The organism is Dermacoccus sp. GAS27A, from assembly GCF_044909235.1.
GTDB classification, from domain to species: Bacteria; Actinomycetota; Actinomycetes; order Actinomycetales; family Dermatophilaceae; genus Dermacoccus; species Dermacoccus nishinomiyaensis.
Map to the genome: position 1 here is coordinate 21,796 of NZ_JBIYDW010000015.1, position 13,439 is coordinate 35,234.

Consider the following 13,439-nt stretch of genomic DNA (forward strand, 5'->3'; position numbering starts at 1 on the left):
CGCCTGACCCGCCGCTGAGGAACGGCCCGCCCCGAATGATCGGGGTGGGCCGTTCGCGTGTCAGGTATCAGACGTTGTCGCCGCCCGTGTCCTGCTGCGGGCCGCCGGTTTCGGTGCCGGTGTCGCCGGCGTCGGACCACACCCACGACGCGACGGCGGGGAGGTCCTCGCCGTTCTCGTAGGCGTAGGCGCGTGCCTCGAGGCGCAGGTCCTGCATCTCCTGACGCAGCCCCGCGCAGCGTGCACCGAGGCCGGGTACACGGTCGAGGACGTCGATGACGAGGTGGAAGCGGTCGAGGTCGTTGCGCATCACCATGTCGAACGGCGTCGTCGTCGTGCCTTCCTCGATGAACCCGCGCACGTGCAGGTTGCTGTGGCCGGTCCGGCCGTAGGTGAGGCGGTGGATGAGCCACGGGTAGCCGTGGTAGGCGAACACGATGGGCTTGTCGGGTGTGAAGATCGTGTCGAACTCGCGGTCGCTCAGCCCGTGCGGGTGCTCCTTCTCGGCCTGCAGGCGCATGAGGTCGACGACGTTGACGACGCGCACCTTCAGCCCCGGCACGCGCTCGCGCAGGATCTTCGCGGCCGCGAGCACCTCGATCGTCGGGATGTCGCCCGCGCAGGCGAGCACGACGTCGGGCTCCTCACCGTCGACCTCGGTGCCGGCCCATTCCCAGATGCCCAGGCCGCGCGCGCAGTGCCGGACGGCCTCGTCCATCGTGAGCCAGACGGGGTTGGGCTGCTTGCCCGCGACGACGACGTTGACGTACTGCTCGGTGCGCAGCACGTGGTCGAACGTCGACAGCAGCGTGTTCGCGTCAGCCGGCAGGTAGACGCGGATGACGTCGCTCTTCTTGTTGACGACGTGGTCGATGAAACCGGGGTCCTGGTGGCTGAATCCGTTGTGATCCTGACGCCACACGTGCGAGCTCAGCAGGTAGTTGAGCGACGAGATGGGTCGACGCCAGCCGATCTCGTTCGTCACCTTGAGCCACTTGGCGTGCTGGTTGAACATCGAGTCGACGATGTGGATGAACGCCTCGTAGCTCGACATGAGCCCGTGGCGGCCGGTGAGCAGGTATCCCTCGAGCCAACCCTGGCACTGGTGTTCCGACAGCATCTCCATGACCTGCCCGACGCGGCCCATCGGGTCTTCGGCGTCGTTGGGCTCGTACGCGCCCATCCACTGCTTGTTCGTCGTCTCGTAGACGGCCTGCAGCCGGTTCGACGCGGTCTCGTCCGGACCGAAGATGCGGAAGTTCTCAGGGTTCGCGGCTGCGACGGCGCGCAACCACTCGCCGAGCACCCGCGTCGACTCGGCGACCGAGGTGCCGCGCTCGTCGTCGCGGCCCGCGTCGACGGCGAAGTCGCGGAAGTCGGGCAGTTCGAGGGCGATGCGCAGTTCGCCACCGTTGGCGTAGGGCGTCGCGCCCATGCGCAGCTCGCCGTCGGGGGCGAGGGCCATGATGTCGTCGGCTGGGCGGCCGGCCTCGTCGAACAGCTCGTCGGGGCGGTAGCTGCGCAGCCACGCGTCGAGGTCGTGGAGATGTTCGTCGGTGTCGCGGGCGTTGGCGAGCGGCACCTGGTGGCTGCGCCAGTGACCCTCGGCGACCTTGCCGTCGATCGTCTTCGGGCCCGTCCAACCCTTCGGCGTGCGGAAGACGATCATCGGCCAGTGCGGACGCTCGGCGTTCTCGGCGCCCGCTTCGGCGGCCTCGGCCTTGATGCGGGCGATGTGGTCGAACACCTCGTCGAGCAGCGTCGCGAAACGGCGGTGGATCGAGATCGGATCCTCGTCGTCGAAGCCCGCCTCGAACACGTACGGCGTGTGGCCGTAGCCGCGCATGAGGGCATCGAGCTCCTCGTCGCTGATGCGGGCGAGCACCGTCGGGTTCGCGATCTTGTAGCCGTTGAGGTGCAGCACGGGCAGGACGACGCCGTCGGTGACAGGGTTGACGAACTTGTTCGAGTGCCACGACGTCGCGAGCGGCCCCGTCTCCGCCTCGCCGTCACCGATGACGGTGAACGCGAGCAGTTCGGGGTTGTCGAAGACGGCCCCGTAGGCGTGGCTGAGGGCGTAACCCAGCTCTCCACCCTCGTGGATCGAGCCGGGCGTCTCGGGTGCCGCGTGCGACGGGATGCCGCCGGGGAAGCTGAACTGCTTCACGAGCCGGCGCAGGCCCGCCTCGTCGAGCCCGACGTTCGGGTAGATCTGCGAGTACGTGCCCTCGAGGTAGGTGTTGGCGACCATGCCGGGGCCGCCGTGGCCGGGGCCGGTGACGTAGATCGTCGGCTGAGAGCGCTCGGCGATGACGCGGTTGAGGTGGGCGTAGAGGAAGTTGAGCCCGGGCGTGGTACCCCAGTGCCCAAGCAGGCGATGCTTCACGTTGTCGCGCGTCAGCGGCTCGCGCAGCAGGGGGTTGTCGAGCAGGTAGATCTGCCCGACCGACAGGTAGTTGGCGGCGCGCCACCAGCGGTGGATCGTCTCGAGAGTCGCGTCGGTGAGCTCGGTTCCGGGGGAGGGCTGCCAGGGGGTCGCGGTGCTGACGTGGAAGGTCATGCCTCCATTCTCGTCGTGCGGCACGAGCGATGAAAGGGGCTGGGACGTTGGTCCTGACGCTCGGTGGAGTCGGTCGGCGGCGTGAGGGGTGTGACGTGGGTGTTGCCGGCCCGCCGCGGCGGGGTTGTCGGGTGTCGATGCTTGAATGGCGGCATGGACAACCTTCTTGCCATTCCGGAGACCAAGCTCGACGTCGACCCCGCAGCCGAGAAGCTCGACCTCGGCGTCCACGCCCGCGACGTGGCCCGCATGTACCCGGCGAGTTCGCTCGTGTGGGCGACGCTCGCCGAGGACGCGCTGGGTGACGGCGAGGCTGTCGAGGCGTACGCCTACGCGCGCACCGGCTACCACCGCGGCCTCGATTCCCTGCGCCGCGCCGGGTGGAAGGGCCAGGGGCCCGTTCCGTGGGAGCACGAGCCGAACCGCGGTTTCCTGCGCGCACTCGCCGCGCTGAGCAAGGCCGCCGGCGAGATCGGTGAGGTCGACGAGCAGCGACGCTGCGCCGACTTCCTGCGCGACTCCTCGGCCACCGCGGCGCGTGAGTTGGGCGTCTGAGACGCGCTCGAGCGCCGCGTCCGAAAATGATGTCGGCGTGAGGGAACCGATCTCCTGATCGCGGCGTCTCAGATGTGACGATGCCCGATCAGGGAGCGCTCGCACCCGGTGCGTCGAATCGTCGTGCCTCTCGGGGCGCGGCTGTCGGCGCCCGATATCTCTGGGGGGATGAGCGAACGGGAAGCTCGGGCGTCGTCCGCCGCCTGGAACAGGGCGGGCGCGACGGGGGTGTGGCCGGGAGGGGCCACACCCCCGTCGCATGTCATCTGGCGGCCACGGCGCGCTAGCCTGACGGCGTGAATCCTCTCGCCGTCCTCGGCATCGACGACCTCGCCGAACAGCTCTACCGTCAGGTGCTGCGTGACCAGGCGCGACCGTTCGGTGTGTACGCCTCCCGACTCAACACCCCCGTCGGTGACGTCGAGGCAGCGGCTGAACAGTTGCGCGCGCTGCGTCTCGTGCGCATCACCGAGGACGGTCGTCCCTCCGCCGATCATCCGCGCGCCGGGCTCGAACGCGTCCTGTCGGCCGAGGAGGCGCGCCTCGCCGAGCGACGCCGCGACCTCGCCCGCCTGCGCGACGCCATCGATGGTTTCGCAGGCGACCACCGTGCGGGCCAGGAGCAGGCCGACCCCGCCGAGGCGGGTCGCGAGTACGTCGAGATCGACGGGCTCGGTGACGTCATGGAGCACCTGGCGGCATCGACCTCGGGCCCGATCCGGTTCACGCACACCGACGCGCTCGCCGTCAGCGCCGGGGAGCAGCCGGTGCTCGCGCGCCTCGTCGCCGACGGGCGCCTGCTGCGTGGCCTGCACGAGTTCGACGCCGCGAGCACGCGCAGCCTCGACGTCGTCGAGTGGGCGAACCTGGGCGAGGAGCAGCGCCTCGCGACGCACATCCCGAACGAGTTCGTCTGCTATGGAACGGATGCCGTCATCGCCAACACCGATTGGGGCGGCGAGGGTGGGCGGTACGTCGTGCTGCGTGACGCCGTCGTCGTGCGTGCGTTCGTCGAATTGTTCGACCGGATGTGGGCGGCCGCCTCCGGCGTCGACGACGGCGCGGAACCGACGTCGGAGCGTCTCGTCGAACTCATGCAGGCCGGGTTGAAGGACGAGGCGATCGCGCGGGCGCTCGGTGTCAGCCTGCGGACGGTGCGACGCCGCGTCGCGGCGCTCATGGAGGAGTGCGGTGTCGAGACGCGCTTCCAGCTCGCGGTGAAGCTCACCGAACGTGGCCTCACCGGCTTCGAGGGCTGACCAGGCACTCGATGGGGGCGCCCCGGGGCGTTCGGCGGGCGGCGCGTCGGCTCGCCTGCTGACGACGACGGCGACGGATGCGTGCCAGCGGGTAACCTTAGGCGGTAAGAGTTGGCGCCCGGTTCGTCGCTCGAGGCCGCCGCGCGCCGGGGGTCGAGCGTGGCGGGGGAGCGGCGTCAGCCCACCAGCTATGCAAAGGCAGTTGATACCGATGCCGGCAATCGTTCTCGTCGGCGCCCAGTGGGGCGACGAAGGCAAGGGCAAGGCCACCGACCTTCTCGGAAGCCGAATCGACTACGTCGTGAAGTTCAACGGCGGCAACAACGCCGGGCACACGGTCGTCATCGACGGTGAGAAGTACGCGCTGCACCTGCTGCCGTCGGGCATCCTGACCCCGGGTGTCACGCCCGTCATCGCGAACGGTGTCGTCGTCGACCTCGGCGTGCTGTTCGAGGAGATCGATGCCCTCGAGGCGCGTGGTCTCGACACGAGCAAGCTCGTCATCTCCTCGAACGCGCACCTCATCCCGCGCTACAACAAGGTGATCGACCAGGTCTCCGAGCGCTTCCTCGGCAATCGCAAGATCGGCACGACCGGGCGCGGCATCGGCCCGACGTACGCCGACAAGATGAACCGCATCGGTATCCGCGTGCAGGACCTTTTCGACGAGTCGATCCTGCGGCAGAAGGTCGAGGCGGCGCTCGAGACGAAGAACCAGCTGCTCGTGAAGACGTACAACCGTCGCGCGATCGAGGTCGACGAGGTCGTCGAGGATCTGCTGCAGTACGTCGAGCGGCTGCGCCCGATGGTGAAGGACACGTCGCTGCTGCTGAGCAAGGCGCTCGATGCCGACGAGGTCGTGCTGTGCGAGGCCGGTCAGGCGACGCTGCTCGACGTCGACCACGGCACCTACCCGTACGTGACGAGTTCGAACGCGATCTCGGCGGGCGCCTGCACCGGTGCGGGCATCCCGCCGACGCGCATCGACCGCGTCATCGCCATCCTCAAGGCGTTCACGACGCGTGTCGGTGAGGGCCCGTTCCCGACGGAGTTGCACGACGAGGTCGGCGGCCGCCTGCGCGAGATCGGCGGCGAGTTCGGCACCACGACGGGGCGCCCGCGCCGCATCGGTTGGCTCGACACCGTCATCGGGCGTTATGCGACGCGCGTCAACGGCGTCACCGACTTCGTCATCACCAAGCTCGACAACCTCGACACCTTCGACGAGATCCCCGTCTGCGTCGCGTACGACATCGACGGCGAGCGCGTCGAGGAGATGCCGGAGAACCAGACCGACTTCCACCACGCGAAGCCGATCTACGAGATGCTGCCGGGTTGGAACGCCAACATCACCGGGTGCCGCACGTTCGAGGACCTGCCCGAGAACGCGAAGCGCTACATCGAGTTCGTCGAGAAGCAGATCGGCGCGCGCGTCAGCGTCATCGGCGTCGGCCCGGGTCGTGACGAAGTCATCGTGCGTCACGATCTCCTGAACGACTGACGCTCGCATCCTCGCCGCAGGGGTCGACTCGCTGACGAGTCGGCCCCTGCGGCGCGTTCGTGTGCGTCCTGGCGTCGGCGGGCCGCCGGTAGGCTGAGTGTGTGGCGAGGGAAGCGATCCGACTGCAGTTCGGCAAGTACAACGGTGACGAGCACTGGGGGTTCGACGCCGTCGTTCTCGGTCGTGATGCGCAGGGGCTGTGGCTCGGGGTGACGGGTGGCACTCGTGTGGCACGACCCGGGCTCGAGTTCGCAGCGCACGGCGACTTCGTCGTCCTTGTTCCCGACGACGCCTGGTGGGTGGCCACCTTCAACACCGCTCCGGGCGGCAAGGACCATGACATCGACGTCTACGTCGACATCACGACGCCGACGACCGTCAACCAGGGTGAGGCGTTCACGCTCGACCTCGACCTCGACGTCGTCAAGCGCACGAACGGCGACCTCGACCTCGACGACGAGGACGAGTTCGAGCAGCACGCCCGCGAGATGAGCTACCCGCCGCGACTCGTGACGGCGGCGCGCGAAGCTGCCGACACTGTCATGGCGATGGTGCGTGACGGCGCCGCACCGTTCGACGGTTCGCACGAGACGTGGCTCGCGAAGCTCTGACGAGCCGCCGTCTGTTTCGGTTCACGGCCAGCTCGTCCGCCATCCTGCCGATGTCAGCGCGAAGAGCCCCCTGCGGGCGCGTCAGAACCACCCTGACCGGGCGCCTAAAATGAACCCATGACGACTGTGTTGCCTCCTGACGCCGACTGGGTTTCGCGACTTGCCGACGAGACGATCGCCGAAGCCGAGAAGCGTGGCACGAAGGTCGTCGTCGCCTCCGGCATCAGCCCCTCGGGCCCGGTGCACCTGGGCAACCTGCGCGAGGTCATGACGCCGCACCTCGTCGCCGACGAGATCCGTCGCCGCGGCATCGAGTGCGAGCACATCATCAGCTGGGACGACTTCGACCGCTACCGCAAGGTGCCGAACGTCGAGGGCGTCGACGCCTCGTACGAGCAGTACATCGGCATGCCGCTGACGCGCGTGCCCGCGCCGAAGGGCAGCTCGGCGAGCAGCTGGGCCGAGCACTTCCGCGCCCAGTTCGAGGAGGGCCTCGCCGCGCTCGGCGTTGTCTACCGAGGCATCAGCCAGAGCGAACAGTACGGCGCGGGCGCCTACACGGATCAGATCCTCTTCGCGATGAGCAAGCGCGACGAGCTCGACGCCATCCTCGCGCGCTACCGCACCCTGCCGAAGCCTGACGGCGACGCCGCCGGCAGCGGCAAGCCCGTCAAGGGCGGCAAGAAGGCGCCCGTGTTGTCCGAGGAGGAGCAGGCGGCAGCCGCCGAGGCGGAGGCCGGTTCCGGGGCGGCAGCCGAGGACGACGGCGGCAGCGCGTCCGGTTACTACCCGTACAAGCCGTACTGCTCGGCGTGCGGCACCGACTTCACCACCGTCACCGCCTATGACGACGCCACGCACGACCTCACGTACACGTGCCGCTGCGGGCACACCGAGACCGTCGACCTGCGGGAGCACCGCAACGGCAAGCTCGTGTGGAAGATCGACTGGCCGATGCGCTGGTCGGTCGAGAAGGTCGTCTTCGAGCCGTCGGGCGTCGATCACCAGAGCCCCGGTTCGAGCTTCGTCGTCGGCAAGGACGTCGCTCCGATCTTCGGGTGGGAGCGCCCGCTCGGCCCGATGTATGCGTTCGTCGGCATCAAGGGCATGGCGAAGATGAGCTCGAGCAAGGGTGGCGTGCCGACCCCGAAGGACGCGCTCGGCATCATGGAACCGGCCCTGCTGCGCTGGCTTTACGCGCGCAAGAAGCCGAACCAGAGCTTCACCGTCGCGTTCGACTCCGACGTGCAGCGCATGTACGACGAGTGGGACGCGCTCGTCGCGAAGGTCGCCGCCGACAAGGGCCAGCCCGGTGACGTCGCCGCCTACGTGCGCGCGTCGACGACGGCTGAGAAGGTGCTGCCCGCGACCGCGTACCCGGTCGCCTACCGCACCCTCGCGAGCATCACCGACATCACGACGGGTGACGAGACGCAGACGCTGCGCATCGTCGGCACGCTCGACCCGGCGAACCCCCCGTCGAGCCTCGACGCGCTGCGCCCGCGCCTGACGAACGTCGAGAACTGGGTCGCGCGCTACATGCCCGACGACGAACGCACGGTCGTGCGGGAGACGAAGAACGCTGACGCCCTCGCAGCCGCCAGCGACGAGCAGAAGACCGCCCTGCGCATCCTGCTCGACGGCCTCGACGTACCGGGCGAGCAGGGGCTGCCGCGCATCGAGGACGCGTGGTCGCTCGACGGGCTGACGACGCAGGTCTACGGTGTGCCGAAGGTGCAGATCGGCAAGGGTGCCGACTTCCGACCCGACCGCAAGGCCGACCCCGAGACGGCCGCAGCCCTCGGCGCGAGCCAGCGCGAGTTCTTCAAGCTGCTCTACACACTGCTCATCGACAAGGAGACCGGCCCGCGTCTTCCGACGCTGCTGCTCGCCGTCGGCCCGCAGCGCCTGCGCGAACTCGTCACCCCCTGACGGCCGACCCCAGTCCACGTCGGCGATTCTCGTCCACATTCGTCGAGCCGGGCGGGGTCGGTGATCGGGTCAGCGAACGCCGCAGTGACGGGCGTCTCCGGCCCGATCGTGCCGCGTTGTCGGTGCCGACGTCTACGCTGACGCGCGTGATGACGATGACGACGATCCGCGGAGCCGTGACGAGCCTGGGCGCGGCTGCGCTCCTCGCGGGCACCGCGGCCTGCGGCACCTCGTCGGACGCATCGCACTCGGCGACGAGCGCGTCGCCCACGGCGTCCTCGTCGAACGGCACGCAGCCGGCGCCCTCGGCGTCGGGCTCGTCGCGCGCGTCAGCGTCAGGGCCCACGCCTGCCGACAGTGGCTCGACACCGACGAAGCCGGCGTCCGACGCCACGTCGAGCTCCGCGAAGGGCGGCGACATGCGCGGGCAGGGCGCCGGGACGGGTCCGGGAGCGGCGTACGACGTCGTCAGCGTCATCGACGGCGACACCATCGCCGTCCGTATCGACGGAAAGCGCGAAAAGATCCGCATTATCGGCCTCGACACCCCCGAGACGCGCAAGCCGAACACGCCCGTGCAGTGCTTCGGCAAGGAGGCGAGCAGTCACATGCAGTCGCTCGTGCAGAGCAAGCAGGTGCAGCTCGCGGCGGACTCGTCGCAGGGCGATCGCGACAAGTACGGCCGCCTGCTGCGTCACGTGTTCGTCGGCGGGACGACGAACGTCGCGCTCGCGCAGATCGAGGGCGGCTATGGGCGCGAGTACACCTACGACGGGCCGTACCAGCACCGCCTCGAATACCTCGCGGCGCAGAACCAGGCGAAGAACGCCCACCGCGGCACGTGGGGCCCGCCGTGCAACGGTTTTCACCAGGATGACGCAGGCTCGAGCGCTGCTGCGTCGACGTCAGCTGCGCCGGCACCCTCGACGCCCGTCGCGCCGGCGGTGCCAGCCGCTCCATCGTCGCCGGCCGGCGCCGGCTCGAGCGGCGGAGCGTGCACGATCAAGGGCAACATCAACTCGAAGGGCGCCAAGATCGCCCACGCGCCCGGTTCGGCGACGTACGACAAGACCGTCATCACGCCGAGCAAGGGGGAGCGCATGTTCTGCTCCGCGGCCGAGGCCATCGCCGCGGGGTGGCGCATGGCGAACGACTGACCTGACCGCAGCGCACCACGTCGGCCTGGTGGCCACCCAGCTCGACGCCGGCCGATGCAGGCGCGCACCGTGGGCGGGAAGGGCCCGGCCACGCCCCGCCACCCCCTGGATTACTCGCCGGTATGATTCAGCCCGCACAAGGCCGATCGACTCCTACGATGGCGTCATGAGCGACACCACCACCTCGAACACGCCGGGCGAACAGAACCGGCACGACATCGACGTCCTGCTCGCCGCCGCCGCGCGGCAGGGCGCCGTCACGATTCCGGCGGGCTGGGGGCAGGGTCGGGCGACGTTCGGTGGCGTCGTCGCGGGCGCCCTTGTCGCCCGCGTGCTCGGTGAGCTGGCCGCGGATCCGACGTCGCTGCGTTCGCTCACCGTCAACTTCGTCACACCGGCCTCCGCCGGCACGGCCAAGGTGCGCGTCGAGGTGCTGCGTCAGGGCAAGTCGGCGACGCAGGTCGAGGCGCGCCTCGTGCAGCCGGACGATTCCGGCGAGAGCACCGTCCGCGCCATCGCCCTGCTGACGTTCGGTGCGCAACGCGACTCGAAGGTGGCGCTCGATCCGACCTTCGACGCAGGCACGCGCCCGGCGTTCGAGATGCTCGAGGCCATTCCGTACATCGAGCCGTTCACGCCCGAGTTCATCGCACGCGTCGACCTGCGCCCGGCCAGCGGGGTGCTGCCGTTCTCCGCAGCTACTGACGGTGACCTCACCGGCTACATGCGATTCCGCGAGCTGACGGACGACTTCAGCGTCGCGCACCTCGTCACGCTCATCGACGCGTGGCCGCCGGCAGCGGGGCAGATGCTGCACTCGCCGGCCCCGATGTCGACGATGACGTGGACACTCGAGTTCACCGCGCCCGTCTCGTCCGACCCGGTGACGACGTGGTGGTACGACGTCACGACGGACGCCGCCCACGACGGCTACGCCCACTCGGGGGCGCGCATCTACGACCCCGCGAGCGGCGCCCTCGTCGCCATCAGTCGTCAGACGGTGGCGTTGTTCGGCTGACGTACACGCGAACCAACGACGTCAGGACGCGTCGGACGCCGCCTGCAGGTGGTGGTGGATGACCTCGTCGATGACGAATCGGAGGAACTTCTCGCTGAACTCGGGGTCGAGGCCCGATTCGGCGGCGAGGCCGCGCAAGCGGGCGACCTGACGCTCCTCGCGCGACGGGTCGGCGGGCGGCAGCTCGTGCGTCGCCTTGTACTCGCCGACGGCCTGCGTGATGCGGAAGCGTTCGGCGAGCATGTGGATGATCGCCGCGTCGATGTTGTCGATGCTGCGTCGGTACGCGCCGAGCACCGCGTCGGACGTGCCCGCGACCGAGCCGTGCAGACCGCCGTCGCCCGCGGTCGCGGTCGCGCTCGCGTTCGCGCCGCCGTCGGGGCCGTCGCTGGTCGGCAGGGCGGCGTCAGGGGTGTGGGTCATGTCGTCCTCGCTCCGTCGTCACTCGTGTCTCGCGTCAGCGCACGTCGAGCACCGTCATGCGGTGCGCGGCACGAGTCAGCACAACATAGAGAACACGCGCGCCGCCAGGTGACTCGGCGGTGATCTCATCGGGGTCGACGACGAGCGTCGCGTCGTACTCGAGGCCCTTCGTCGACATCGGGTCGATGACGACGACGCGGCCCGCTGCGCCGTCGAGCTCGGCCAGCGCCTGCCGCCACGCCGCGGGCGCGATGACGGCGACGCTGCCGTCGACCTGCTCGAGCAGGCCGGTGACGGCTTCGCGGGCGCGGGCGATGACGTCGTCGCGGCTCACGTCGATCGAGACGGGGTGGATGCCGGTCTCGCGTACGGCTTCGGGGATGTCGGCGTCGGGCACGTAGCGTCGGATGAGGTTGGCCGCGAAGTCGAAGATCTCGCGCGCGTTGCGGTAGTTCGTCGTCATGTGGAAGCTCTGGCGCTTCTTCGTCCCGAAGGCCTCGTCGCGCGCCTCGGCGGCCTCGTCGAGGTCGGGCCATGACGCCTGGGCGAGGTCGCCGACGACCGTCCACGACGCGAACTTTCCGCGCCGACCGACGGCGCGCCACTGCATCGGCGACAGGTCCTGCGCCTCGTCGACGAGGACGTGGCTGTATTCCTCGGCGCGCGTGAGGCGCCCGGCGAGCAGGCGCTCGCGGGCGTCGGCGGGCGTCACCTCGAAGCCGACCTCGCCGCCCTGACGGCGCGATCCGGTCACCTCGACCTCGTGGACGCCGTAGTCGGTGAGGTTGTCGAACTCCTCGATCTCGTAGAAACCGCGCTCCTCGCGCGCGGCCTCGGGCACCTCGGCGAGGCGGGCGAGCAGGTCGTCGACGAGCGCAACGTCGGCCACGGACCACTCGCCGCGCTCGACCGCGACGGCGATCGACGCGACGAGTTCCGCCTGCTCACCAATGCTCAGCACGCCGCGTGCATAGCGCCCGAGCCGTTCGGCGTCACCGAGCCACAGCAGCACGTGACGCGGGTCGATCGGGCGCCACCAGTCGGCGACGAACGCCTCGACGTCGCGCGAATCCTCGAAGCGGTCAACGAACTCGGGGCGCTCCAGGTTCGTGTGCTCGCGCACCTGCAGCCACGCCGCGGCCGCGAGGGCCTCGACGACGTCGGCGGGGTTGCCGGCGAGCTTGTTGTGCTGGTGGTGGCTGAGCAGGCTCGCGCGGATGCGGCGCAGCTCGCGCTCATCGAGGTGGACGGCGAGGCCCGCGACCATCGTGCGCAGGCTCGTCGCCGCGTCGGGCGCGACGTCCTTCGCGGCGCGCGAGAGCACCTTTCGGATGCGCAGCCCACCCTTGACGGCGGCCGCAGCCGGCGCGTCGAGGCGCGTCGCCGTCAGCCCGCCGACGAGGTCGCCGAGCGCGCGCAGCGCCACCGAATCCTCGCCGAGCGACGGCAGGACGCGCTCGATGTACGCGGTGTAGGCGGCCGACGGGCCGACGACGAGGATGCCGCCCGACTCGAATCGGCGCCGATCCGAGTAGAGCAGGTAGGCCGCGCGGTGCAGCGCGACGACGGTCTTGCCCGTGCCCGGCCCACCCGTGATGAGGGTGACGCCGCGCGCGTCGGCGCGGATCGCCTCGTCCTGGTGGCGCTGGATCGTCGCCACGATGTCGCGCATCCGCGCCCCGCGCGAGCGCGTCAGGGCGGCCATGAGCGCGCCGTCACCGACGACCGTCATGCCCTCCGGCGCCTCCACCGTCATGAGGTCGTCCTCGACGCCGAGGACGCGAGCGTCACGGCAGCGCAGCACGCGGCGGCGCACGACCTTCTCCGGGGCGACGGGCGTCGCGCGGTAGAACGGTGATGCCGCCGGCGCGCGCCAGTCGATGACGAGTGGTTCGTACTCGTCGTCACGCACGCCCAGGCGACCGATGTATCGCACCTCGAGGTCGTCACCCGAGCCGGTGGAGACGAACCCGCCGGCCGCCTCGGTGCCCGTCGCGTCGGTCGCGCCCGCACCCGCCGTCATCGCGTGGTCGAGGTCGAGGCGCCCGAAGACGAGGCCTTCGAACTGCTGCTCGAGTGTCGCGCGTCGCTTGCCGGCGGAGAACATGAGCGCGTCGCGCTCGAACAGGCCGGCCTTCTCCTCGTCGCGCATGTCGCCGGAACGGCTCGCGCGCCCGCGCGCGAGGCCTTCGGATTCGACGATGCCGACGCGCTCGCCGGCCTTCGCCAGTTCGGCGTAGACGCGCTCGACGTGCGCCTGTTCGATCGCGATCTCGCGGGTGACCTCGTCGGGCAGTTCGTCGACCTGGCCGGCCGGACGTCCCTCAACCGTGCTCACGCAGTGCTTCCCCTCGCCGTGCTGGCTCACCGCGCCGCGCGCGGATGACCCTCTACCTTAGAGCGTTCGTCGGCCCGTTCGGCGC

10 protein-coding genes are annotated in these 13,439 nt (G+C 69.9%); 7 read left to right on the forward strand and 3 right to left on the reverse strand.

Annotated elements, in window-relative coordinates; genetic code table 11:
* Window positions 1-67 precede the first annotated feature (67 nt).
* Window positions 68-2,560 (reverse strand): phosphoketolase, encoded by a 2,493-nt coding sequence (locus ABH936_RS13530; protein WP_404603512.1) that lies wholly within the window; start codon window positions 2,558-2,560, stop codon window positions 68-70.
* A gap of 153 nt (window positions 2,561-2,713) precedes the next feature.
* Here ABH936_RS13530 and ABH936_RS13535 point away from each other — a divergent pair, with 153 nt between their 5' ends.
* From ABH936_RS13535 to ABH936_RS13565, 7 genes are all read left to right on the forward strand, one after another.
* Complete coding sequence (locus ABH936_RS13535) at window positions 2,714-3,115, forward strand: DUF3151 domain-containing protein (RefSeq protein WP_006943618.1); 402 nt, start codon at window positions 2,714-2,716, stop codon at window positions 3,113-3,115.
* Between the two features lie 296 nt (window positions 3,116-3,411).
* Window positions 3,412-4,374: a response regulator transcription factor gene (locus ABH936_RS13540; RefSeq protein WP_074045691.1), complete on the forward strand. Its 963-nt coding sequence runs from the start codon at window positions 3,412-3,414 to the stop codon at window positions 4,372-4,374.
* Between the two features lie 211 nt (window positions 4,375-4,585).
* Window positions 4,586-5,875, forward strand: a complete 1,290-nt coding sequence (locus tag ABH936_RS13545; protein ID WP_404603513.1) for an adenylosuccinate synthase — start codon at window positions 4,586-4,588, stop codon at window positions 5,873-5,875.
* Window positions 5,876-5,976: 101 nt separating this feature from the next.
* Window positions 5,977-6,486 carry a DUF402 domain-containing protein gene (locus ABH936_RS13550; RefSeq protein WP_404603514.1) on the forward strand — a complete coding sequence of 170 codons (510 nt, stop codon included), beginning with the start codon at window positions 5,977-5,979 and terminating at the stop codon, window positions 6,484-6,486.
* 117 nt (window positions 6,487-6,603) lie between these two features.
* Entirely contained in the window at window positions 6,604-8,418 is a 1,815-nt protein-coding gene (gene lysS, locus ABH936_RS13555) for a lysine--tRNA ligase (protein ID WP_165583927.1), read from the forward strand.
* A gap of 149 nt (window positions 8,419-8,567) precedes the next feature.
* A complete protein-coding gene (locus ABH936_RS13560) occupies window positions 8,568-9,575 on the forward strand; it encodes a thermonuclease family protein (protein ID WP_242686811.1) in 1,008 nt (335 codons plus the stop codon).
* Window positions 9,576-9,741: 166 nt separating this feature from the next.
* Entirely contained in the window at window positions 9,742-10,593 is an 852-nt protein-coding gene (locus tag ABH936_RS13565; RefSeq protein ID WP_404603515.1) for a thioesterase family protein, read from the forward strand.
* A gap of 21 nt (window positions 10,594-10,614) precedes the next feature.
* On the opposite strand, the gene ABH936_RS13570 is transcribed toward ABH936_RS13565, so the two are convergent.
* Together ABH936_RS13570 and ABH936_RS13575 are read right to left on the reverse strand one after the other, a co-directional pair.
* Entirely contained in the window at window positions 10,615-11,016 is a 402-nt protein-coding gene (locus ABH936_RS13570; RefSeq protein ID WP_404603516.1) for a chorismate mutase, read from the reverse strand.
* 34 nt (window positions 11,017-11,050) lie between these two features.
* Entirely contained in the window at window positions 11,051-13,354 is a 2,304-nt protein-coding gene (locus ABH936_RS13575) for a HelD family protein (protein ID WP_404603517.1), read from the reverse strand.
* Between the last annotated feature and the right edge of the window lie 85 nt (window positions 13,355-13,439).